The sequence below is a fragment of the Variovorax brevis genome (assembly GCF_030317105.1).
GTDB lineage: Bacteria > Pseudomonadota > Gammaproteobacteria > Burkholderiales > Burkholderiaceae_C > Variovorax > Variovorax brevis.
In genome coordinates, this window is the sequence record NZ_JASZYG010000003.1 from 317,310 (window position 1) to 338,515 (window position 21,206).

General features: G+C 65.9%; 21 protein-coding genes and 1 riboswitch. Of the genes, 7 read left to right on the forward strand and 14 right to left on the reverse strand.

Translation table 11 applies throughout. The annotated features are described in order from the left end of the window. Positions 1-60 precede the first annotated feature (60 nt). The 5 genes from QTI66_RS10250 to QTI66_RS10270 are packed head-to-tail and all read right to left on the reverse strand — an operon-like array spanning position 61 to position 5,156. Positions 61-825 (reverse strand): ABC transporter ATP-binding protein, encoded by a 765-nt coding sequence (locus QTI66_RS10250; RefSeq protein WP_286559404.1) that lies wholly within the window; start codon positions 823-825, stop codon positions 61-63. Then, positions 822-1,805 carry a FecCD family ABC transporter permease gene (locus tag QTI66_RS10255; protein WP_286559405.1) on the reverse strand — a complete coding sequence of 328 codons (984 nt, stop codon included), beginning with the start codon at positions 1,803-1,805 and terminating at the stop codon, positions 822-824. Before QTI66_RS10255 ends, QTI66_RS10250 begins: the two co-directional genes overlap by 4 nt. Then, a complete protein-coding gene (locus QTI66_RS10260; protein ID WP_286559406.1) occupies positions 1,802-2,674 on the reverse strand; it encodes an ABC transporter substrate-binding protein in 873 nt (290 codons plus the stop codon). The genes QTI66_RS10255 and QTI66_RS10260 overlap by 4 nt, the downstream gene beginning before the upstream one ends. Beyond that, entirely contained in the window at positions 2,671-3,249 is a 579-nt protein-coding gene (locus QTI66_RS10265) for a bifunctional adenosylcobinamide kinase/adenosylcobinamide-phosphate guanylyltransferase (protein ID WP_286559407.1), read from the reverse strand. Before QTI66_RS10265 ends, QTI66_RS10260 begins: the two co-directional genes overlap by 4 nt. Then, the gene (locus tag QTI66_RS10270) at positions 3,246-5,156 is read right to left on the reverse strand and encodes a TonB-dependent receptor domain-containing protein (protein ID WP_286559408.1); all 1,911 of its coding nucleotides are present in this window, start codon (positions 5,154-5,156) and stop codon (positions 3,246-3,248) included. The genes QTI66_RS10265 and QTI66_RS10270 overlap by 4 nt, the downstream gene beginning before the upstream one ends. 87 nt (positions 5,157-5,243) lie before the next feature. Further along, positions 5,244-5,490: riboswitch (cobalamin riboswitch) on the reverse strand. A 102-nt stretch (positions 5,491-5,592) separates the two neighbouring features. Between QTI66_RS10270 and QTI66_RS10275 the strand changes: the two genes are divergently transcribed. The 4 genes from QTI66_RS10275 (at position 5,593) to QTI66_RS10290 (ending at position 7,843) form a co-directional block, all read left to right on the forward strand. Beyond that, a complete protein-coding gene (locus QTI66_RS10275) occupies positions 5,593-5,817 on the forward strand; it encodes a DUF904 domain-containing protein (protein WP_286559409.1) in 225 nt (74 codons plus the stop codon). After that, positions 5,814-6,164, forward strand: a complete 351-nt coding sequence (locus tag QTI66_RS10280; RefSeq protein WP_286559410.1) for a cell division protein ZapA — start codon at positions 5,814-5,816, stop codon at positions 6,162-6,164. Before QTI66_RS10275 ends, QTI66_RS10280 begins: the two co-directional genes overlap by 4 nt. A gap of 341 nt (positions 6,165-6,505) precedes the next feature. Next, positions 6,506-7,324 carry a sulfite exporter TauE/SafE family protein gene (locus QTI66_RS10285; protein WP_286559411.1) on the forward strand — a complete coding sequence of 273 codons (819 nt, stop codon included), beginning with the start codon at positions 6,506-6,508 and terminating at the stop codon, positions 7,322-7,324. A 93-nt stretch (positions 7,325-7,417) separates the two neighbouring features. Beyond that, positions 7,418-7,843, forward strand: a complete 426-nt coding sequence (locus QTI66_RS10290) for a universal stress protein (protein WP_286559412.1) — start codon at positions 7,418-7,420, stop codon at positions 7,841-7,843. 15 nt (positions 7,844-7,858) lie between these two features. Here the strand turns inward: QTI66_RS10290 and QTI66_RS10295 are convergent, their stop codons facing one another. The 4 genes from QTI66_RS10295 to QTI66_RS10310 all read right to left on the reverse strand — a co-directional run bounded on the left by QTI66_RS10295 (position 7,859) and on the right by QTI66_RS10310 (position 12,666). Continuing rightward, on the reverse strand, positions 7,859-9,400 hold the full coding sequence (locus tag QTI66_RS10295) for a malonate--CoA ligase (protein WP_286559413.1): 1,542 nt from the start codon (positions 9,398-9,400) through the stop codon (positions 7,859-7,861). A gap of 19 nt (positions 9,401-9,419) precedes the next feature. Next, positions 9,420-10,187 (reverse strand): enoyl-CoA hydratase/isomerase family protein, encoded by a 768-nt coding sequence (locus tag QTI66_RS10300; protein ID WP_286559414.1) that lies wholly within the window; start codon positions 10,185-10,187, stop codon positions 9,420-9,422. Positions 10,188-10,195: 8 nt separating this feature from the next. Next, positions 10,196-11,197, reverse strand: coding sequence for a Bug family tripartite tricarboxylate transporter substrate binding protein (locus QTI66_RS10305; protein ID WP_286559415.1), 1,002 nt, complete (start codon positions 11,195-11,197; stop codon positions 10,196-10,198). A 68-nt stretch (positions 11,198-11,265) separates the two neighbouring features. Continuing rightward, positions 11,266-12,666 (reverse strand): malonyl-CoA decarboxylase, encoded by a 1,401-nt coding sequence (locus QTI66_RS10310; RefSeq protein ID WP_444814980.1) that lies wholly within the window; start codon positions 12,664-12,666, stop codon positions 11,266-11,268. 255 nt (positions 12,667-12,921) lie between these two features. On the opposite strand from QTI66_RS10310, the gene QTI66_RS10315 reads away from it, so the two are divergent. After that, positions 12,922-13,806 (forward strand): pseudouridine synthase, encoded by an 885-nt coding sequence (locus QTI66_RS10315; protein WP_286559416.1) that lies wholly within the window; start codon positions 12,922-12,924, stop codon positions 13,804-13,806. Between the two features lie 36 nt (positions 13,807-13,842). Here QTI66_RS10315 and lgt read toward each other — a convergent pair whose 3' ends face one another. Together lgt and QTI66_RS10325 are read right to left on the reverse strand one after the other, a co-directional pair. After that, complete coding sequence (gene lgt / locus QTI66_RS10320) at positions 13,843-14,670, reverse strand: prolipoprotein diacylglyceryl transferase (RefSeq protein ID WP_286559417.1); 828 nt, start codon at positions 14,668-14,670, stop codon at positions 13,843-13,845. A 4-nt stretch (positions 14,671-14,674) separates the two neighbouring features. Then, a complete protein-coding gene (locus tag QTI66_RS10325) occupies positions 14,675-15,613 on the reverse strand; it encodes a LysR family transcriptional regulator (RefSeq protein ID WP_286559418.1) in 939 nt (312 codons plus the stop codon). Positions 15,614-15,711: 98 nt separating this feature from the next. Between QTI66_RS10325 and ilvD the strand changes: the two genes are divergently transcribed. Next, on the forward strand, positions 15,712-17,406 hold the full coding sequence (gene ilvD, locus QTI66_RS10330; protein WP_286559419.1) for a dihydroxy-acid dehydratase: 1,695 nt from the start codon (positions 15,712-15,714) through the stop codon (positions 17,404-17,406). Positions 17,407-17,801: 395 nt separating this feature from the next. Here the strand turns inward: ilvD and QTI66_RS10335 are convergent, their stop codons facing one another. Beyond that, on the reverse strand, positions 17,802-18,062 hold the full coding sequence (locus QTI66_RS10335; protein ID WP_286559420.1) for a TIGR04438 family Trp-rich protein: 261 nt from the start codon (positions 18,060-18,062) through the stop codon (positions 17,802-17,804). A 105-nt stretch (positions 18,063-18,167) separates the two neighbouring features. Between QTI66_RS10335 and QTI66_RS10340 the strand changes: the two genes are divergently transcribed. Next, the gene (locus tag QTI66_RS10340) at positions 18,168-18,473 is read left to right on the forward strand and encodes a c-type cytochrome (protein ID WP_286559421.1); all 306 of its coding nucleotides are present in this window, start codon (positions 18,168-18,170) and stop codon (positions 18,471-18,473) included. A gap of 3 nt (positions 18,474-18,476) precedes the next feature. On the opposite strand, the gene QTI66_RS10345 is transcribed toward QTI66_RS10340, so the two are convergent. Together QTI66_RS10345 and acs are read right to left on the reverse strand one after the other, a co-directional pair. Then, complete coding sequence (locus QTI66_RS10345; protein WP_286559422.1) at positions 18,477-18,977, reverse strand: LapA family protein; 501 nt, start codon at positions 18,975-18,977, stop codon at positions 18,477-18,479. Between the two features lie 224 nt (positions 18,978-19,201). Next, positions 19,202-21,202 (reverse strand): acetate--CoA ligase, encoded by a 2,001-nt coding sequence (gene acs, locus QTI66_RS10350; protein WP_286559423.1) that lies wholly within the window; start codon positions 21,200-21,202, stop codon positions 19,202-19,204. Positions 21,203-21,206 lie beyond the last annotated feature (4 nt).

A 21,206-nucleotide genomic window follows, 5' to 3' on the forward strand; every position in this document is an offset into this window, starting at 1 on the left:
GGAGTGATGTTCTGCATGTCGTTCAAAGTGTCCTTCAATTCAAGCTCAATGGGCACGCGTTCATCGCGGCAGGACCACCCATTGCCCCTCCACTTGGTGGAGCGCGATGCGGTCGTCGAACACTTCGCGCAGTGCCTTGTGGCTGGTGGCGTCCCCGCTCGGACCCTGGTGCGCGATGCGACCTGCGTTCACCACCAGCAGTTCATCGGCCTGCAGCGCCATGCCCAGCTCGTGCAGCACGCTCACCACCGTGCCGCCAGCGGCGACCAATTCACGCACGCTCCACAGCCAATCGGCCTGGTGCGGTGCGTCGAGGTTGGCCAGCGGTTCGTCCATGAGCAGCACCTGCGCCTCGACCGCGAACGCGCGTGCCAGCAGCACCCGCTGGCGCTCGCCGCCCGAGAGTTGACCGAGCGGCCGTTCGCGCCATTCCCAACATTGGGTGCGGCGCATCGCGCGCTCCACCGCGGCGTGGTCTGCCGCGCTGGGCCCGGCCAGCCAGCGTTGGTGCGGCAGCCGGCCCAGCATCGCGATGTCATGCGCCAGAAGGTCGTCCGCGCCGGGCTCGGCCTGCCCCAACCAGGCGAGGCTGCGCGCGCGTGCCCGGGCAGGCCATTCGCGGATGTCGCGCCCTTTCAGCTGCACGCTGCCTTGCATTGGGAGCAGATGCGCCAGTGCTTTCATCAGCGTCGTCTTGCCGGCCCCGTTCGGCCCCACCACGGCAGTCCATCGGCCGGCAGGCAGGGCCAACGAAGGAACGTCGACGATGCGCCGGCCACCCAGCACGACCTGCAGGCCTTGCGCAGCGAGCGCGGGGCGCGTCACAGGCGCCTCCGGTGCATCAGCCACAACAGGTAGCCGCCGCCGAGCAGCGCCGTCACGACGCCCACGGGCAATTCCTGCGGCGCCATGATCCAGCGCGCCAGCACGTCCGCCGCCAGCAGCAGCGCACCGCCCATCAGCGAGGCCAACAGCACGAGCCAGCCATGCGTGGGCTTGACCATGGCGCGCACGAGATGCGGCGCCACAAGCCCGACGAATGCGACGAGTCCGACATGCGCCACCGCCGCGCCGGTGGCCAGCGCCAGCGCCGCCACCAGCACCAATCGCACTTGCGGCAGCGCAATGCCCAGGCTAGTCGCGCTCGCCTCACCGAGCGTCAAGGCGTCGAGCGCGCGGGCGAATCCGATGGATGGCACGAGGCACAGCACCAATGCGCTCACCAGCAGCACGACGCTCGGCCACCCCAGGAAAGCAGTCGTGCCCAGCATGAAGGCCTGCATCGCCCGCATGATGTCGGGCACCCACAGCACCACCAAGGCACTCGCGGCGCCCAGCACCATGCCGACGACGACGCCAGCCAGCAAGAGGCGCAAGGTCTGCTGCACGCCACGCGCCAGGCTCAAGGTGATGAGCACCGCCAGCACCGCACCGACGAAGGCGGCGCCCGTCATGCCGAGGCGCGCGGCCCAGCCGCCGGCGGCCGGCGACACGCCCAGCCCGATGAGAAGGAACGACAGGCCAAGATTGGCGCCCGACGCACTGCCCAGCAAATACGGATCGGCCAGCGGATTGCGAAACAGCCCCTGCGCGAGCGCGCCGCCCAACCCCAGCAACGCACCGGCGAGCCACGCGCCAAGCGTTCGCGGCAAGCGGATGTCGCGCACGATCTGCAAGGCCGTCGCGTCGCTGGACGCGTTCAGGAAGCTCTCGAATCCCGTGCTGCCGATGCTGACGCCCAGCAAGCCGAGCGCCGCGCTGACGGCGACGATCGCCAAGGCAAGCCCCGCCTTCGGCCCCGTCACTTGAACTTGTCTTTCAGGCAGTTGGCCATGATCGTTGCAGCCTCGACCATGCGCGGGCCGGGCCGCACCAGCACGTCGCCGTCCGCGGCGGTGAAGATGCAGACGCGACGCGCCTTCACGGCGTCGATCGCTTCCCATCCGGGTCGCGCGGACAAGGCCACCGCGTTGCGGTCCCCCACCATGATGATCTGCGGATTGGCGCGCACCACGAACTCGGGGTTGAGCTGGGGAAAGGGACCGAGCGCACCGGGCACGACGTTCGCCACCCCCAGCCGCGACAGCGTCTCCCCGATGAACGAGGACTCGCTGGCGGCAAAGGGCGCACTGTTGACCTCGAAGTACACGCGCTTGCCGCGTGCGGCGGCCGGCAGCGTGGCGGCAACGCGCTGGACGCCGCCGTCCAGTTGTTGCCAGAGCGCGGTGGCATCCGACTCGCGGCCCAGCACGCGGCCCACCTGGCCCAGCACCCGCTCCAGGTCTTTCATCGACTTGGGCTCCAGCGTCACCACCTTGAGGCCCAGCCCCTCCAGCCGTTCGGTCGCACGCGCGGACCGCGCGAGCATCACCAGATCGGGCTTGAGGGCGACGATGCGCTCGACATTGGCGTCCTCCAAGCCACCGACGTGGGGCAGCGTCTTCACGCTGGCGGGCCAGTTCGAATAGTCGTCGACGCCGACCAGCCGGTCGCAGGCCTGCAGCGCGCAAATTGTTTCGGTCAAGGAAGGGAGAAGCGACACGATGCGCTGCGGCGAGCGCGGCAACGTGACTTCGACCCCACGGTCGTCCACGATGCGGATCGGATCCGATGCCAAGGCCGGCGCTGTGCAGACGAAGCACAGCACCACCAGGCACAACCGACGCCATGTCATCGCGGCTCGCCCTTCAAGCTGAGCGGCAAGCCCGCGGCCATCAGCGTGACTCGGTCGCACGCCGCAGCGACCTGCTGGTTCAGCAGGCCGAGTGAATCGACGAAGGCGCGCACCTCGGCGCCCATCGGAATCACGCCCAGGCCGATCTCGTTGCTGACCAGCACCAGCGGACCTGAAGCGTTGCGAATCGCGGCCAGCAGCAAGTCTTCGGGTGTGGCACTGGCCGCGCCTGCAGGTGGCGCGCCACCATCCACGGGCATCATCCGGTTGGTGAGCCAGAGCGTGAGGCAGTCGACCACCACCAGCGTCTGTGGCGCGCTGTGCTGCGACACGGCAGCCCCCAGCGCCAACGGCTCTTCGACCGTGCGCAGCAAGGGCACGCGCCGCGCGCGGTCGCTGCGATGGCGGGCGATGCGCTGGCGCATCTCCTCATCGTGCGCCTGCGCCGTGGCCACCAGCACGGCGCAATGCTGCGCATCGGCCGCCAGCCACGCCGCGGCGATCTGCTCGGCGCGGCGTGACTTGCCGCTCTTCTGACCGCCGAGGATCAGTTCGCGGTTTCCGGCAATGTTCAAAGGCTCGAGGGCTTCGGCGACCACTTCACTCCCACGTAGAAGGTGCGACCCGGCGTCGCGTAGTTCTGCACCAGTTGGTATTGCTTGTCGCTCACATTGTCGATGCGCGCCAGCAGGGTGAAACCCTTGCCCAGCGGCGTACTGGCATTGAGGTTCAGCAGGCCGTAGCCCGCGAGCGTCTGCGTGTTGGCCGCGTTGGCGTAGCGTTGGCCGGAGGCGATCACCTCCGCGCCGAGCAGCCAGGTGCCCACCGTCCAGTCCACGCCGAACGTGCCGTACTGGCGCGCGCGCTGCACCAGGATCTTGTCGGTGTCGAGGTCGCGCGGATCCTGCCAGTCGAAGGAAGCACGGAGCGCCACGCTGCCGATGCGATGGGTTGCCGCCAGCGTCACACCCTCGTAGAGCGCGGTGCCGGTGTTGGTATAGCAGCCAAAGAAGGACAAGCAGCCGGTGGCGGACGCGTCGAAGTTGATCAGGTTCCTCACCTTGTTGTGATAGGCCGTGACACTGGCGGACGACGCGCCCTCTCCCCAGCGCAGACCCACTTCATAGTTCGTGCCCTCCTCCGGCTGCAGCCCGGCGACACCAAATTCGCTGAAGCGCTGGTAGAGCGTGGGCGCCCGGAACGCCGTGCCGGCCGAGGCCGTCACGCGCCATTGCGGCGTGAAGGCGAAACCGTAGGCGATGCTGCCGGTGTCGTGGCCGCCAAACTCGCTGTCGTCATCGTGGCGCGCATTGAGTTGCAAGGTGTGCGGGCCCTGCGTGAAGCCGTAGCCCAGCGCCAGCGCATTCTGCGAGCGATCGCGATCGATCTCCGGGCTTCCGAAGGCGAGGTTCGCCGCGTTGTTGAGCTTGTCTTCCCGCCGCTCCAGGTCAGCAGTGACGAGATGCGGACCGAAGCGGAATTCGTTCTGGAACAGATAGCCGCGCAACTCGGTCTTCGTCTCGAAGAAGTTCGGCTCGGATTGGTAACGGCTGCTGGAATCGGTGATGGCGAACTTGGTGCGCCACACGTCCGTCCACTGCGACGTCCAGTTCAGGCCCGCCGAGCGCAGCCAGTACTTGTTGCGGTCGTCCACCGGCGCCGCCGTCGGGTCGAAGATGAAGTCGTCATATCCGGAGTTCATGTAGTTGGACAGCGCGGTGGCTTCAATGCGCTGTTGCGGATTGAACTGGTAACCCAGCCGCACATTTCCCGAGGTCGTGTCGTAGTCGTCGTTGTCGGGGTTGAAGCCCGGATCGGTTCGCACGTTGAAGCCTTTGCTTTGCTCATGCGCCACGCCGAAGGAATAGTCGAAGCCGCCGCCGGCGCCACTCGCGCCCGCCTCGGCCTTGTAGAGGCTGCGACTGCCAACGCCCACGCCGACGAAAGGCGCAAAGCCGCCCTCTCCCTTGCGCGTGAAAAGCTGGATCACGCCGCCAATGGCATCCGAGCCGTACACCGCAGCGCCCGGACCGCGCACGATCTCGATCCGGTCGATCTGCGACAGCGGAATGGCTTCCCACGTCGCCCCGCCCGTCGATTGCGAATCGACCCGCACGCCATCGATGAACACGGCCGTGAACCGCGTCTCGGCGCCGCGCACGTACACGGAACTCGTGTTGCCAACGCCACCCGTGCGCGCAATCTGGATGCCCGGCACTTTGGCGAGCACGTCTGCCACGCTTTCGGCGCCGCTGCGGTCGATGGTTTCGCGATCGATGACCGAGATGTCGGCCACCGCGTCTGACAGGCGCTGACGCACGCGCTGGGCAGTCACCACGGTTTCGTTGAGCGACGGCACGTCGGAAGGCGACTGCGCCAGCGCCGCGAAACTCGCAGCCAGGGTGGTGAAGGCAAAAGGAAGCGCGGCTGCGCGGGCGCTGCGGTTGCGGCCGGCGCCAGTGGAAGCAAGACGAAATGTCATGTGAGAAAGCTCAAGAACAAAACCCTGACCGGCTTCCCCGCCGGGCGTATGGGCATCACGATTGCGCGGCGCTTTTCTTTTGGCGCGTACGCACTCACCTCGTTGGCCGGTATCCGGGCTGACAGCGCGCTTTCATCGCCTTCCCAGGCGCCTGTTTCAGGGCGCCCAGTGGCTCGTTGATGAAAGTGGAGCACGAAGGAAATTCGCGCTCCGTCTGTTTGACCGTTGCGGGGGCAGCGCAGGTTGGCTCGGCCGTGGACGGCGTCGACTCCTGCTTCCCGTTGAACTGCGACGTGTGAACCACGGCGCGAGCACCAACGGGCGGAATTCTAAATTGAGTCTTGACAACTCCGACGCGCCCCCGCCACAAAGCGGCGGCGTGACCACGCAGCCCAGCGCATTGCCATGGCCACGGGGCCATACAATCCAGAGCCATATGTCCGCCGCCAGCCCCATCGATCAGATCGCCGAGCGAGTCGAGCGCCTTTTGCTTCGCCACGAAGAGGTGCGACGCACCAATGCGCTGTTGCAGGAACAGGTCGAGGCGCTGACGCGCGAGCGCGACGCACTCAAGTCGCGGCTTGCCGCGGCGCGAACGCGCATCGACGCCATGCTCGAAAAGTTGCCGGCGGAATCACCATCGCATGACGCGGATACATGAAGCATATTGACGTACAGATCATGGGACAGAGCTACGTGCTCGGCTGTCCCGAAGGCGGGGAAGACCAGTTGCGCGAGGCGGTGGAACGAGTGGACGCCGCCATGTGCAAGATTCGCGATGCGGGCAAGGTCAAGGCGCGCGATCGCATTGCAGTGCTGGCGTCGCTGAACCTGGCATTCGACCTTGCGCAATTCGAAGCTTCCGCGGCGGCACAGGCTGCGAAGCCCAGCGCTCCTGCCATTCCGCCGGCCTCCGGCGATCCGGAAAACGGGACAGACGACGAGCGGCTCACCCAATTGGTGCAACGCCTCGATCACGCGCTGGCCGGTGATGGCCATCTCATCTGAAAAGACATCGGGATAACCCGCCACAGGGCGTAAAATCCATCCTGTCTGCGGTGCGCGTTGGGCTTTATATTTCCTTGAACCAATGCTCTATGGAGCCCGGGCTTGGTAAATTGCTTGGCGGGCGTGATCATCTCGCGTCAGATGAACCCGAAGCCCTGCTGCCCTCGCCCACCTGAACCCTGCGTTCAGGATGACGGTCCAGCGGCATTCGCAGACACCTAATTGATTTTCCCGAAGCCCCGGCCTTCCTGGCGAACGCCAAGCGGGCTTCCGGAACACCCTCCAACCCGTCCAACGGCCCCCCTTGTGGGGCCGTTTCTTTTGTCCTGTGAGCGCCTTGCATGTCGATCGAACCCCTCCTCATCCTTGAACTCGCCGTGCTCGGCGTCGGCACGGGTTTCCTGGCGGGGCTGCTGGGCATCGGCGGCGGCATGGTAATGGTGCCCTTCATCACCATCATCCTGGGCGAGCGCGGCGTGGCGGGCAACTTGGCGGTCAAGATGGCGATTGCCACGTCGATGGCCACCATCATCTTCACGTCAGTCTCCAGCGTGCGCGCGCACCACAAGCGCGGCGCGGTGCGCTGGGACATCGTCAAGCGGCTGGCGCCCGGCATCGTCGTGGGCAGCCTTGTCGGAAGCCTGGGCGTGTTCTCCCTGCTCAAGGGTTCGGCGCTGGCGATTTTCTTTGCCTGCTTCGTGGCGTTCTCGGCCACGCAGATGTTCCTGGACAAGAAGCCGGCGCCGTCACGGCAGATGCCCGGCACTGGCGGCCAGTTCGCGGCTGGTGGCGGCATCGGCTTCCTTTCGGGGCTGGTGGGCGCGGGCGGCGGCTTCATCAGCGTGCCCTTCATGACGTGGTGCAACATCGCGATCCACAACGCCGTGGCCACGAGCGCTGCGCTGGGCTTTCCGATTGCGGTGGCCAATGTTGTGGGCTACATCGCCAGCGGCAGCGCGGCGACGGGGCTGCCGGCCGGCTCCTTCGGCTACATCTGGCTGCCTGCGCTGGCGGTCATCGCCGCATGCAGCGTGTTCACCGCGCCGCTGGGGGCCAGGGCGGCGCACAGCCTGCCGGTGAAGCGGCTCAAGCGCGTGTTCGCCAGCATCCTGTATGTGCTGGGCGCGTACATGCTCTGGAAGGGGCTCTCGGGCCACTGAACCGGAATCCCTGATGCGTCAAAGGCATTGAGGGGACTTGCGCGGCCTTGCCCTAAGATGGGTTCCAGTGCGCTTGCACAAGGAGTTCATCCCATGAAAATCCTGGTTGCCATCGATGGCAGCGTCTACTCCCTGAAGGCGCTCGATTACCTGGCCGCCAACCGCGGCATGTTCGTCGAGGGCCATGAACTGGTGATGGTCCATGCTTGCCCGGGCATTCCGGGCCACGTCGCGCGGCGTGTCAGCAAGGACGTCATCCAGGGCTACTACAGCGAGGAGCAGGCCAAGGTGCTCGATCCGCTCAAGACGCAGCTGGCCGAGCGGAACATCAGCAACTACACGATCGATGCGCGCCACGGCCACGCGGCCGAGGAGATCATCAAGTCAGCCCACGAAACGGGGGCCAACCTGATCGTCATGGGCACGCACGGCCACGGGATCTTCGGCCGCGCGCTGATGGGCTCGATCGCCACCAAGGTCATCGCCGAGAGCGACATCGCGGTGCTGCTGGTGAAGTAGCCCCGCGCCTGGGTTTCAGCTGCCGCCGAAGAGCCCCTTGTGCTGCTCGCGCAGCAGCGCCTTCTGCACCTTGCCCATGGTGTTGCGCGGCAGTTCGTCCACGACGAAGCAGCGCTTGGGGATCTTGAAGTTCGCCAGCTTGGCCTTGAGTTCCGCAAGGATGCGGTCGGCGTCCAGCGCCACGCCAGGCTTGGCGGTGACCACCGCCACCCCCACCTCGCCAAAGTCCGAATGCGGCGACCCTACGACGGCGCTTTCCGCCACGCCAGGCATGTCGTTGATGTAGCCCTCGATCTCCGCCGGGTAGACGTTGTAGCCCCCGCTGATGATCAGGTCCTTGCTGCGACCGACGATGGTGACGTAGCCCAGGCCATCGATCTTGCCGACGTCGCCGGTCTTGAAGAAGCCGTCGGCGGTGAATTCTTCCTTCGTTTTTTCCGGCATGCGCCAGTAGCCCACGAACACGTTGGGCCCGCTGACCTGGATGGCGCCGATTTCGTCGGTCGTGCAGTCGCGGCCTTCGTCGTCGCGCACGCGAAGTTGCACGCCCGGCAGCGGAAATCCCACCGTGCCGCCGCGACGCTCGCCCTGTTCCGGCTTGTAGGGATTGGAGGTGAGCATGATGGTCTCGCTCATGCCGTAGCGCTCCAGGATGGTGTGGCCGGTGCGCTCGCGCCATTCGTTGAAGGTCTCGATCAGGAGTGGCGCTGATCCGGCGACGAAGAGGCGCACGTTGCTCGACGCCTTCTTGTTCAGCCCAGGCTCGGCCAGCATGCGCACATACAGCGTCGGCACGCCCATGAACACCGACGCGTCGGGCAGTCGCGCCACCACGCGCCGGGGGTCGAACTTGCCGAACCAGATCATCTTGCTGCCGTTGAGCAAGGCGCCGTGGATGGCCACGAACAGGCCGTGCACATGGAAGATGGGCAGCGCGTGGATGAGCACGTCGCCCTCGCGCCAGCCCCAGTAGTCCTTGAGCACCTGCGCGTTCGAGAGCAGGTTGCCGTGCGTCAGCATCGCGCCCTTGCTGCGGCCTGTGGTGCCGCTGGTGTAAAGGATGGCGGCGAGCTCGTCCTCGCCTTTACGGGCCACGGCGTGCACGTCGCTGCATTGCGCGGCCACCTCCAGCAGCGTGCCAGTGCGGTCGTCGTCGAGCGTGAAGACATGCTGCGTGCCGGCCGCCTGCGCAATCGGCGCGACCCACTTTGCGTTGGCGCTCGTGCACACCACCACGGCCGGTTCCGCATTGCCGATGAAGTATTCGATCTCGGCGCTCTGATAGGCCGTGTTGAGCGGCAGGAACACATAGCCCGCGCGCAGCGTGGCCAGGTAAAGCATCAACGCCTCGACCGACTTCTCGACCTGCACGGCAATGCGCGCGCCCGGCTCGAGCTTCAGCGCGTCGAAGAGGTTCGCGATCATCGCGCTGGCGCGTTCGAGGTCGCGCCATGAATAGAACAGGCCCGTGTCCGTTTCGACGGCGATGCTGTCGAGGTCGCCCGGAAAGGCGGCGCGCAGGGCTGCGAACAGGTTGGCGTTGGCTGGCTTCGTCATTTGGATGGGCAGGTGCGAATCAGAACTGGGGCGTTCGTTTTTCAAGGAATGCGGCGATGCCTTCGCGGTGCTCGGCCGAGTCCGCGTAGTCATAGGCCGTGGCGAGGAGCGCATCCGGCGTGGTCAAGGGGTTGAGCGCGGCAAAGGTGCGCTTGTGGGCGCGCGCGGCCTCGGGCGCGAGTTCCGCGATGCGTGCGGCCACGACCAATGCCTCCCCCGCCACGTCGCCGTCGGGCAGAACGCGCAGCAGGAAGCCCGCGTCGTACATGCGCTGGGCCGAATGAACGCCGGCGCACAGCAGCATGTCGCGCGCGAGCACGTCGCCGATGGCACCGCGCACCAGGGCCGCCTCGCGCGGCGCCATGGGAAAGCCCAGCTTGGCAATCGGCGCGCCGAAGCGGCAGGCGCTGCCGGCCAGCCGGATGTCGCAGCAGCTGGCCATTTCAATGCCCGCGCCCATGCAGGCGCCTTCGATCTGTGCCACCAGGGGCACAGGGCAGTCGAGCATCATTTGCAAGGCGCCCCACACTTCCTCCTCATGGAAGGTGCGCAGGTGCGCCGGATCGAAGCGAAACGAGGGGTACTCGGAAATGTCGCCACCCGCGCAGAACGCCCCGCCCTCGCCCTGCACGATCACGCAGCGCAGCGAGGTGTCCGCGTTCAGCGCCTCGAACGCGGAGCGCAGGCGGATCCACATGCCGCGCGTCATGGCATTGAGGCGTGCCGGATTCGACAGGGTGACGGTGGCGACATCGCCCTCGCGGGCGACGCGGATATCAGCGCTCATCGAGTCCTTCAATCCAGCTTGGCGCCCGAAGACTTGACCACCGCGGCCCAGCGCTTGACCTCCGAATTCACGAAGGCGCCGAACTGCGTCGGCGTGAGCGTCGGGATTTCCGAGCCGTTGCTGGCCCACACGGACTTGATGTCCTCCGCCTGCATCGACTTGTTGATGTCTTCGACGATCTTCGCCTGCACGTCGGCGGGCGTTCCCTTGGGCGTCCACAGGCCGTACCAGGTGGTCACGGTGTAGTCGGGCAGCCCGACTTCTGCCGCGCAGGGCACGTCCGGAAAGGCCGAATTGCGGGTCTTGCCGGCCACCATCAGCGCGCGGATGCGCCCGGCCTTGATGTGCTGCGCCGATGAACCAAGGCCGTCGAACATGCAGTCGACGTTGCCGGCGATCAGGTCCTGCAGTGCCGGGCCCGCTCCGCGGTAGGGAATGTGCGTGATGAAGGTGCCGGTCTGCTGCTTGAAGAGTTCACCCGCCAGATGGTGCGAGGTGCCCGCACCCGCGGAGGCGTAGTTGAGCTTGCCGGGGTTCGCCTTGGCGTAGGCGAGGAATTCCTTGTACGTCGTGGCGCTCACCCGCTTCGGGTTCACCACCAGCACCTGCGGCACGTTGGCCAGCAGCGCCAGCGGCACGAAGTCCTTTTCGATGTCGTAGTCCAGCTTGGGGTACATCGACGGGGCGATGGCGTGGTGCACCGCGCCCATGAAAAGCGTGTAGCCATCGGGTGCTGCGCGGGCGGCGATGGTCGCGCCCAGCGTTCCGCCGGCGCCGCCACGGTTGTCAATGACCAGCGTCTTGCCCGTGACCTTGCTGAACTGCGCCGAAAGCGGCCGCGCGAAGGCATCGGTGCCGCCGCCCGCTGGAAAGGGCACGATCATCGTGACCGGCTTGGTCGGCCAGGCGGATTGCGCCAGGGCTACAAAGTGAAGGCCGGAAAGGCCGGTGGCGGCAAAAGCCGCACCCGAAGCGCGCAAGACATCGCGTCGGCGAAAAGACGTACTCATCGAACTGTCTCCTGTTTTTTGGGAAAGCGCGTCGCCCGTGCATTGCGACCAGGCGCGCAGTGCGAACTCTAGCCGCAAAGATTGTCAACTTCCCGGGACATCGGGATGCGGCCCTGGGTCAGCAGGGCGCGGTGCTTGTCCAGCCGCTTGAGGTCATACAGGTAGTTCACCATGAGCCCGTACGACTGCTTGAGGCCCTTGGGCGACGGATCGCCCGCCCAGTTCAGCCGTTCCACGCGCGCGCCATTGCCCAGGTGAAAGCGCGCCACCGGATCGGCCGGTTGGCCGTCGCGCAGTTCGCGTCCAAGGTAGCGCGCGGCGCTCTTGACGAGCAACTGGCGCACCGGCGACTTCGCATCGAGGGCCAAGGCCTGCTCGGCCGCGCGCAGGAAGTCGGCGGCCTCCGGCTTTTCCACGCCCAAGGCGCGGGCGAGTTCCGCGCGGCGCTTGTCGTCCAGCCCACCCAGCATCGCGCCGGCTTGCTTGCCCAGCCACGAACGAAAACCCGGCAGCGGCGAGAGGGTCGCAAAGACCTTGAGCTTGGGAAACTCCGCACTCAGCGTCTCGACCACGCGCTTGATGAGCGAGTCGCCAAAGCTCACGCCCTTGAGCCCCGCCTGCGTGTTGCTGATCGAATAGAAGATGGCCGTGGTCGCGCGTGCCAAATCGCCCGGCGCGGCCGCCTCGTCGAGCAGGTGCGTGATGCCGTCGCTGACGTGATCGAGCAGCGCCACCTCCACGAAGATGAGCGGCTCCGTCGGCATGCGCGGGTGGAAGAAGCCGTAGCAGCGGCGGTCGCTGTCGAGCCGGTTCTTCACGTCGGCCCAGCTGCGGATGTCGTGCACGGCCTCGTAGCGGATGAGCTTTTCGATGAGCGACGCGGGCGAGTCCCAGCTGATGCGCTGCAGGTCCAGAAAGGCAACGTCGAACCACGTCGAGAACAGGTGCTCCAGTTCGGCTTCGAGCGCGACCAGGCGCGGGTCTTCGCGCAAATGCGGCAGCAGTTCGGCGCGCAGGTCGACCAGGAAGCGCAGCCCCGGCTCGGCCACCGCAAAGCGTTGCAGCAGGCGTGCGCGCGGCGACACCAGCGCACGCCGCAGCCGCACTTCCGCCTGGCCGGCGTCGGCGCGCGCGATGGCCGCGTCGTACTGTTCTTGCGCGGCCTGGATCTTCTTGGCGTCTGGCGCAAAGCGTTCGCTCATCAGCAGCCAGATGTCGCGCCGCTGCTCGGCTTCGAGCCCGGCGTACCACTGCGCCACGGCGGCCGCGCGGCTGCCGGCTTCCACGTCGCTCACGCGCGCATCGACCACGGCCTGCAGGTCGGCCAACGCGCGGCGCAGGGCACGCGGCGACAGGCCCTCGCCAAAGCGCCGCAGCGTGGCGTCGAGCCGCTCGCTGAGCGAGCGGGTGACGGGCTTGGCGTCGGTGGCCTGCATGCCGGGTGCCATGTTCAATGTCGTGGTGCTCATGGGGTCGTTGCCATCCTGGTGTCGCTTCGATTCGAATGTGCAACGGATTCGGGCCGCGCGGGGCGAAGCGTTGCGAATGAGCCTCTTCGTGGGCAGGTTGCCGTCGCGACGGGGCGTCGAAGCGAACCCTGTCAATAATCTCGCATCATTATGGAAAACACCGGAGATGCGGGCAACCGGCTCGCGAGGCGCAAGCGCCCGAGATCACACCCCCGTCCACCGCTGCCCACACGTGACGGCGTGGGCGCCAGTTGCGTGGCCCTGCAGGAGGGGCCGTGGGCCACGATTGGTGAGTTCTTTGCCGCGCGCTTTCCCCTCGTGAGCGCCGGGGAATGGCGCGAGCGCATGCAGGCGGGCGACATCGTCGACCAGCACGGCGCGCCCATCGATCTGGGCAACGCCTACCGGCCGCACCAGAAGCTTTGGTACTACCGGACCTTGCCCGAGGAAGCGCGCATTCCCTTTGACGAAACGGTGCTCTTTCAGGACGAACATCTGGTGGTGGCCGACAAGCCGCACTTCCTGCCCGTTTCGCCTTCGGGCCGCTACCTGCAGGAAAGCTTGCTGGTGCGACTCAAGCGCAAGCTGGGCATCGACACGCTGTCACCCATCCACCGCATCGACCGCGGGACGGCGGGGCTCGTGCTTTTTTCGGTGCAACCGGGCACGCGCGACCGCTATCAGTCGCTCTTTCGCGAGCGCAGCGTCACCAAGCGCTATGAAGCCATCGTGCCGTGGCGCAAAGGCGCCGAAGTGCCGCCGGTGTACCGAAGCAATCTGACGGCCGATCCCACGTTCCTGCTCACGCGGGAATCGCCGGGGGCGCCGAATTCCGAGACGCACCTTCAATTGCTGGAAGTGTGTGGCGCCCATGCGCGGCTGGCGCTTTCACCCGTCACGGGCCGTCGGCACCAATTGCGGGTGCACTGCGCGGCGCTCGGCATGCCGATCGTGTACGACGACTTCTATCCGGTGCTGCTGCCCGAAGGCTCGGACGACTACGCGCGGCCCTTGCAACTATTGGCCCACTCGGTCGCGTTTCGCGATCCGCTCAGCGGGGCGCCGCGGGCGTTTGAGAGTGCCCGATCACTCAGCTTTGACACCGTCAGTGGCCAGGAACCGCCGACTGGTTCTCGATGACCTGCTCCTTGTCGCGGGCAGGTTCACGAAGGAGATTCAGCGGCGTGCGAGCGCTGCAGGCGCCACGCGCCCCGCGCTCCAGTAGAGCCAGATGCCGAAGAGGACCATGGGCACACAAAGCCATTGGCCCATGCTCATGTTCAGCGCCAACAGGCCGAGGAAATCGTCGGGCTCGCGGAAGTACTCGGCAATGAAGCGCAGCACGCCATAGCCCGCGACGAACACGGCGGAAACACGCCGCTCCAGGCGTGGCTTGCGCGCATACAGCCAGAGCACGACGAACAGCAGCAATCCTTCGAGCAGGAACTGGTACACCTGCGAGGGATGGCGCGGCAGCATCGAGCCGCTTTGCGGAAACACCATGCCCCACGGCAGATCGGGGCTCGAGAAGCGCCCCCACAACTCGCCGTTGATGAAGTTGCCGACACGTCCCGCCGCCAATCCGGTCGGCACGCAAGGGGCGACGAAATCCATCACCTGCCAGAAGGGTCTTGCACGCGAATGGGCGTACCAGACCATCGAGGCAATCACGCCCAGCAGGCCGCCATGGAAGCTCATGCCGCCTTGCCAGACGAAGAACACTTCCAGCGGGTGCGTCAGGTAGTAGCCCGGCTTGTAGAACAGGCAATAGCCCAGGCGCCCGCCGACGACGACGCCCATCACGCCCAGGAAGAGGATGTCCTCCACGTCCTTCCGGGTCCACGCTGTGGGCGTGGTCACCGAGCGGAAGGGTTCGTGTTGCAGGCGGCGCGTGCCCAGGAAGTAGAAAAGCCCGAAGGCCGCGAGATAGGTCAGGCCATACCAGTGGATGGCGATCGGTCCGAGTTGCAGGGCAATCGGGTTGATCTGGGGATACATCAGCATTGGCCTATTGTGCCAAGCCGCGTTCCTTCACAAATTCGACAAAGCGCTGGAGTGCGGGCTTCTCTTCTTCCACCGGCCACACGAGGCTGGTTTCGCAAGCTGGCAGCGACACGGCTTTTCGCTGCCGTGCAGGCGCCGCGAACTCATCGGACCGCCGATAGACCACGCCTGCGCGCTGGAACTGCGTGACGCTCTCGGGCACCCACGCCACGCCGATCCCGCCCCAGACCAGATTGACGATGGTCTGCATCTGGATCGCCTCTTGCGCGACGACGGGTGTGCGTCCCGCGGCGTGATAGAGCCCGAAGATGGCGTCGTGCAGCGAGGGCACGATGCGACGCGGAAAGATCACCAGCGGCTCGGCCAGCGCCGCCTCCAGCGACAGTTGGCCGGTGCGCGCCAGCGGGTGCTGTTGTGGCAAGGCCAGCACCAGCGGCTCGCTTGCCACGGCCAGGCGATGCAGGCCGGGTGGCGCGAAGCCGGGCGAATGAAGCATCAGGCCGGCGTCGATCTCGCCGCGCGCAAAGCCTTCGAGTTGCACGTCGCCCGTGGCTTCCACCAGTTCCAGCGACACCTGCGGACTGGTCGCGCGAAACTCACGCACCCATGCCGGCAGGCGCTCGAAGCCGATGGTCGAAACGAAAGCCAGGCGCACGCGCCCCACTTCGCCCGCCGCCGCCGCGCGAGCGCGCGCGGGCAAGGCCTGCGCCCGCGCCAGCAAGTCGCGCACGTCCGGCAGCAAGGCTTCACCAGCCGGCGTGAGCGCGACGCGTCGGCGCGTGCGGTCGAAGAGCATCACGCCAAGCGACTTTTCAAGCTGCGCAATGGCCTGCGTGACGGGCGGCTGCGTCATGTGCAGGCGCACCGCGGCGCGGCCGAAATGAAGCTCTTCCGCCACCGCCAAGAACTGGCGCCACGCCCGCAGATCGATCAACTGACTCATTCACGCAGCATATCAGTTGGACACGAAAAATGGATTGGAAGCAATCAATGAACGCGCCGATACTTGGGGCCCCTACGAGACAGACCGGAAAGACCGCGATGGACACGAAAACGATCCAGATCAACCGCCGCAGCGCCAACATCACCGAAGGCAAGTCGCGCGCGCCCAACCGCTCCATGTTCTACGCCATGGGCTACGAGGAAGGCGACTTCAAGAAGCCGATGGTCGGCGTGGCCAACGGCCACAGCACCATCACGCCCTGCAACTCGGGCCTGCAAAAACTGGCCGATGCGGCCATCGAAGGCATCGAGGAAGCCGGCGGCAATGCACAGGTCTTCGGCACGCCGACGATCTCCGACGGCATGGCCATGGGCACCGAAGGCATGAAGTATTCGCTGGTGAGCCGCGAGGTCATCTCGGACTGCATCGAGACCTGCGTCGGCGGCCAGTGGATGGACGGCGTGCTGGTGGTCGGCGGCTGCGACAAGAACATGCCCGGCGGCATGATGGGCATGCTGCGCGCCAACGTGCCGGCCATCTACGTCTACGGCGGCACCATCCTGCCGGGCCGCTACAAGGGCCAGGACCTCAACATCGTCAGCGTGTTCGAAGCCGTCGGCCAGAACGCCGCGGGCAACATGAGCGACGAAGACCTCACGGAAATCGAAAAGCGCGCCATCCCCGGCACCGGTTCGTGCGGCGGCATGTACACCGCCAACACCATGTCGAGCGCATTCGAGGCGCTGGGCATGTCGCTGCCCTACTCCTCCACCATGGCGAACCCGCACGACGAGAAGCAGAACTCGGCCAAGGAATCGGCCAAGGTGCTGATCGAGGCCATCAAGAAAGACCTGAAGCCGCGCGACATCGTGACCAAGAAGGCCATCGAGAACGCCGTGGCCGTCATCATGGCCACTGGCGGCTCGACCAACGCGGTGCTGCACTTCCTGGCGATCGCGCACGCCGCGGACGTGGAATGGTCCATCGACGACTTCGAGCGCATTCGCAAGCGGACGCCCGTGCTGTGCGACCTGAAGCCCAGCGGCAAGTACCTGGCCGTGGACCTGCACAAGGCCGGCGGCATCCCGCAAGTAATGAAGGTCTTGCTCAACGCCGGCCTGCTGCATGGGGACTGCATCACCATCACCGGCCAGACGATTGCCGAAGTGCTCGCGGACGTGCCCGACACGCCGCGCGCCGACCAGGACGTGATCCGCGGCATCGACAAGCCCATGTACGAGGAAGGCCACCTCGCCATCCTCAAGGGCAACCTCTCGCCCGAAGGCGCCGTGGCCAAGATCACCGGCCTGAAGAACCCCGTCATCACCGGCCCGGCACGCGTCTTCGACGACGAACAGTCTGCCCTCAAAGCGATCCTGGACGGCAAGATCAAGGCCGGCGACGTGATGGTGCTGCGCTACCTCGGCCCCAAGGGCGGCCCCGGCATGCCGGAAATGCTGGCACCGACCGGCGCGCTCATCGGCGCAGGCCTGGGCGAAAGCGTGGGCCTCATCACCGACGGCCGCTTCTCGGGCGGCACCTGGGGCATGGTGGTCGGCCACGTCGCGCCGGAAGCGGCGGCGGGCGGCAACATCGCGTTCGTGAACGAAGGCGATTCGATCACCATCGACGCGCACAAGCTCATCCTCGAACTCAACGTGCCCGAAGCCGAACTGGCCAAGCGCCGCGAAGGCTGGAAGCCGCCGGCCCCTCGCTACACTCGTGGCGTCCAGGCCAAGTTCGCGTTCAACGCCTCCAGCGCAAGCTCGGGCGCGGTGCTCGACAAGTACTGAGCGTCAAGTCGATCGGGGCCTTGCGCACCGCTTCAACGCTGCTCAAGTCAACGCCTGCTGTTGCGCTCCTTCGGGGGCGCACGCAGGCGTTTTTTGCTTGTGCCCTGCACCGAAGCCATCGACTCATGAAAAAGGGAGAGGACAAGAAATGAAAACGCGGCGCCTGTCCTGGATCTCACCAATCCGGTCTACGAAGTGAAGGGCACCATCCAGTTTGTGCCCGAGCCCAACAAGACCTACGCTGTTCGTGGCGCGCTGGGCGATGCGGGATCCTCTGTGTGGATCGAGCAGGAAACGACGCGTGTGGTGGTCGGCAAGAAGATCGAAGCCAAGCACCGGCAAGCCGGGCATGCTGCAATAGAAATGCCCGGCGTCGGGCTGCAGTCGTTGCTTGCTCAGCGCCCGCGGCGCTTGCGAGCCGAACGGCTGTTCAACATCCCCAACTGGCTGCGCTGCCGATCAATCCGATCCGCACGCCGCGCGTTCTCTTTCTCGATGACCTTGCGCTTGGTGTACCCCGACCAGTCGGCATAAGCCCACCAGACGACTGCAAGGCCGAAGGGGATCAACACCATCAGCCAAGACCATTGCGCCACGGGTCCGATCTCGAAGAACTTCAGGGCCACACCCAGCAGGCCCAAGCCCAAAAACCACATTGAAAATCTCTCCGGCGTTGATTTGCGCCGCGTCACATGCGCGCGCAGCGCTACCTACAATCGCGCTGGATCGACTTTAACGCACCCCCACGCAGAATTAACTTTATGAAACGATCGTTGTTGTTTTTGTCACTGTCGGCCTGTCTTGTTGCGCCCGCCTTCGCCGACCTCGCCCTCGCGACGGCCAAGAACTGCATGGCCTGCCACGGCGTCGACAAGAAGGTCATCGGCCCCGCCTTCAAGGACGTTGCCGCCAAGTACAAGGACGACAAGGGAGCAGTCGACATGCTCGCCGCCAAGATCATCAAGGGCGGCGCAGGCGTCTGGGGCCCGGTGCCCATGCCCGCCAACACGCAGGTCAACGACGCCGACGCGAAGAAGCTCGCAGCGTGGGTGCTTCAGACCAAATAGGTTTCAGAGCTGGGGATTGATGTCGGCAGGGATGCCGCGCCGCTCGATGCGATCTTCCAGTTGGCCGATGTGCGCAGCCGTCGTGTTGTCCGACTGATCGGCGCGCGCCCGGATCGCGCTTTCCAGTTGCTCGATGCGCGAGGTCACCCGCACCTGCATCTCCGACTCACGCGTCAGTCGCAGTTGTTCCTGCGAGTCCAGGTAGGCCCGCAGCTCCGTGAAGCGTGAAGCTTCCGCCTTGTCGGCCAAGTCACGCTGAACCTGCATTTCCTTCGTGTGGCGGCGCGTTTCCAGCATCACCGTGCTCTGCAGGTAGAGCACGTACGCCAGGCACACCACGGCCAGCAGCACGGTCAGCGCCAGCATGACGAGGCCCAGGGGCGCATGGACCTGCATGACGCCCAGCGACATGTCCACCGGCGCGGACAGCAGGCCCCAGTTCAACGCGGCCAGCGCGGCGATCACCAGCCCCACGATCAACAAGATTCCTGTGCGCAGTCCCATATCGAGCCTCCTGAATGTTTTCTGGAAGGCTCGTTTGTAACGCACATTGCCCTGCCACCGCGTCAGACACGGTCGCAAGGCTCACCCGTCAAACCTCAGTTGGTTTGCGCGAGCTGATCCAGGATCGCCGGCTTTTGCGGGACACATCACATCGCTGCGCGATATGAGTGCCGTCTTCACCGGCTCCGCGCCCTGCGCTCGGCGGCCTTCGGCCGCATCCTGGATCAGTTCGTCTGCGACAACTGATCCAGGATTGCCGGGTTTTCCAGCGTCGAGGTGTCCTGCGTGATCGCCTCGCCCTTGGCGATGCTGCGCAGCAGGCGCCGCATGATCTTGCCGCTGCGCGTCTTGGGCAGGTTGTCGCCAAAGCGAATGTCCTTGGGCTTGGCGATCGGGCCGATTTCCTTGGCCACCCAGTTGCGCAATTCGGCCGCGATCTGCTTGGCCTCCTCTCCCGTGGGACGCGAGCGCTTGAGCACGACGAAGGCGCACACCGCCTCGCCGGTCACGTCGTCAGGCCGGCCCACCACGGCGGCTTCGGCCACCAGGTCGGTCTTGGCCACCAGCGCCGATTCGATTTCCATCGTGCCCAGGCGGTGGCCCGACACGTTCAGCACGTCATCGATGCGGCCGGTGATGCGGAAGTAGCCGCGGTCGGCACTGCGCACCGCGCCGTCGCCGGCGAGGTAGATCGTGCCGCCCATTTCTTCAGGGAAGTAGCTCTTCTTGAAGCGCTCAGGGTCGTTCCAGATGGTGCGGATCATCGAGGGCCACGGCCGCTTGATGACCAGCATGCCGCCGCCCCCGTTGGGAATGTCCTTGCCCGTTTCGTCGACGACCGCCGCCATGATGCCCGGCAACGGAAGCGTGCACGAACCCGGCACCAGCGGCGTGGCGCCCGGCAGAGGGGTGATGACGTGGCCGCCGGTTTCCGTCTGCCAGAAGGTATCGACAATCGGACAGCGCTCGTGGCCCACATTGCGGTGGTACCACATCCAGGCTTCGGGATTGATCGGCTCGCCCACCGAGCCGAGGATGCGCAGGCTGTCGAGGTTCCAGTTCTTCGGGTGGACCTTCTCGTCGCTGTCGGCCGCCTTGATGAGCGAACGGATCGCGGTCGGCGCCGTGTAGAACACCGAGACCTTGTGCTTTTCGATCATTTGCCAGAAGCGCCCGGCGTGCGGGAAGGTGGGGATGCCTTCGAACACCACCTGCGTCGCGCCGGCCGCCAGCGGACCATAGGCGACGTAGGTGTGGCCGGTGATCCAGCCGATGTCGGCGGTGCACCAGAAGACGTCTTCAGGCCGGATGTCGAAGGTCCAGTCCATCGTCATCTTCGCCCACAGCAGGTAGCCGCCGGTCGCATGCTGCACGCCCTTGGGCTTGCCCGTGGAGCCCGAGGTGTAGAGGATGAACAGCGGGTGCTCGGCGCCCACTGGCGTTGGCGGGCACAGGGCCAGCCCTTCCACTTCCGCCAATGCCTCGGTGAAGCTGATGTCGCGCCCTTCGACGCGATTCCACTCCGTGAGCGTGCGCTCGTAGACGAGCACGGTCTTGATGCACTCGCAGCCGCCCAGCGCAATGCCGTCGTCCACGATGGCCTTGAGCGGCAGTTCCTTGCCGCCGCGCAACTGGTAGTTGGCGGTGATGACGGCCACGGCGCCCGCGTCGATGATGCGTTCCTGCAGGGCCTTGGCCGAGAAGCCGCCGAACACCACGCTGTGCGTGGCGCCGATGCGTGCGCAGGCCTGCATGGCGATGACGCCTTCGATCGTCATCGGCATGTAGATGATGACGCGGTCGCCCTTCTGGATGCCCTGCTCTTTCAGCGCGTTGGCGAACTGCGAGACGCGGACGAGCAGGTCCTTGTAGGTGATGTTGGTGACGGTGCCGTCGTCGGCCTCGAAGATGATCGCCGTCTTGTTTTCCGTTGGCGTTCCAACGTGTTTATCGAGACAGTTGGCCGAAGCGTTGAGTTCGCCGTCGTCGAACCACCGGTAGAAAGGCGCGTTGGATTCGTCGAGCGTGCGCGTGAAGGGCTTGGTCCACGTCAGGTTGGCGCGGGCGCGCTTGGCCCAGAAGCCTTCGAAATCCGTCTCGGCTTCCTTGCACAGGGCGTCGTACGCCGCCATGCCGGCGACGTGGGCGCCCTTTAGTGCCCTTTCGTCGGGCGGAAACACGCGGTTTTCAACCAGGACTGACTCGATCGTCGATGCGCTGCTCATTTGG

Excerpts from the sequence above, each read along its gene's own strand:
- QTI66_RS10270 (WP_286559408.1), bottom strand. The coding sequence starts at position 5,156 with ATGACATTTCGTCTTGCTTCCACTGGCGCCGGCCGCAACCGCAGCGCC.
- acs (WP_286559423.1), bottom strand. The coding sequence starts at position 21,202 with ATGAGCAGCGCATCGACGATCGAGTCAGTCCTGGTTGAAAACCGCGTG.
- QTI66_RS10260 (WP_286559406.1), bottom strand. The coding sequence starts at position 2,674 with ATGACATGGCGTCGGTTGTGCCTGGTGGTGCTGTGCTTCGTCTGCACA.
- QTI66_RS10335 (WP_286559420.1), bottom strand. The coding sequence starts at position 18,062 with ATGTGGTTTTTGGGCTTGGGCCTGCTGGGTGTGGCCCTGAAGTTCTTC.
- QTI66_RS10310 (WP_444814980.1), bottom strand. The coding sequence starts at position 12,666 with ATGAGCACCACGACATTGAACATGGCACCCGGCATGCAGGCCACCGAC.
- QTI66_RS10340 (WP_286559421.1), top strand. The coding sequence starts at position 18,168 with ATGAAACGATCGTTGTTGTTTTTGTCACTGTCGGCCTGTCTTGTTGCG.
- QTI66_RS10285 (WP_286559411.1), top strand. The coding sequence starts at position 6,506 with ATGTCGATCGAACCCCTCCTCATCCTTGAACTCGCCGTGCTCGGCGTC.
- QTI66_RS10295 (WP_286559413.1), bottom strand. The coding sequence starts at position 9,400 with ATGACGAAGCCAGCCAACGCCAACCTGTTCGCAGCCCTGCGCGCCGCC.
- lgt (WP_286559417.1), bottom strand. The coding sequence starts at position 14,670 with ATGCTGATGTATCCCCAGATCAACCCGATTGCCCTGCAACTCGGACCG.
- QTI66_RS10290 (WP_286559412.1), top strand. The coding sequence starts at position 7,418 with ATGAAAATCCTGGTTGCCATCGATGGCAGCGTCTACTCCCTGAAGGCG.
- ilvD (WP_286559419.1), top strand. The coding sequence starts at position 15,712 with ATGGACACGAAAACGATCCAGATCAACCGCCGCAGCGCCAACATCACC.
- QTI66_RS10275 (WP_286559409.1), top strand. The coding sequence starts at position 5,593 with ATGTCCGCCGCCAGCCCCATCGATCAGATCGCCGAGCGAGTCGAGCGC.
- QTI66_RS10280 (WP_286559410.1), top strand. The coding sequence starts at position 5,814 with ATGAAGCATATTGACGTACAGATCATGGGACAGAGCTACGTGCTCGGC.
- QTI66_RS10325 (WP_286559418.1), bottom strand. The coding sequence starts at position 15,613 with ATGAGTCAGTTGATCGATCTGCGGGCGTGGCGCCAGTTCTTGGCGGTG.
- QTI66_RS10305 (WP_286559415.1), bottom strand. The coding sequence starts at position 11,197 with ATGAGTACGTCTTTTCGCCGACGCGATGTCTTGCGCGCTTCGGGTGCG.
- QTI66_RS10300 (WP_286559414.1), bottom strand. The coding sequence starts at position 10,187 with ATGAGCGCTGATATCCGCGTCGCCCGCGAGGGCGATGTCGCCACCGTC.
- QTI66_RS10345 (WP_286559422.1), bottom strand. The coding sequence starts at position 18,977 with ATGGGACTGCGCACAGGAATCTTGTTGATCGTGGGGCTGGTGATCGCC.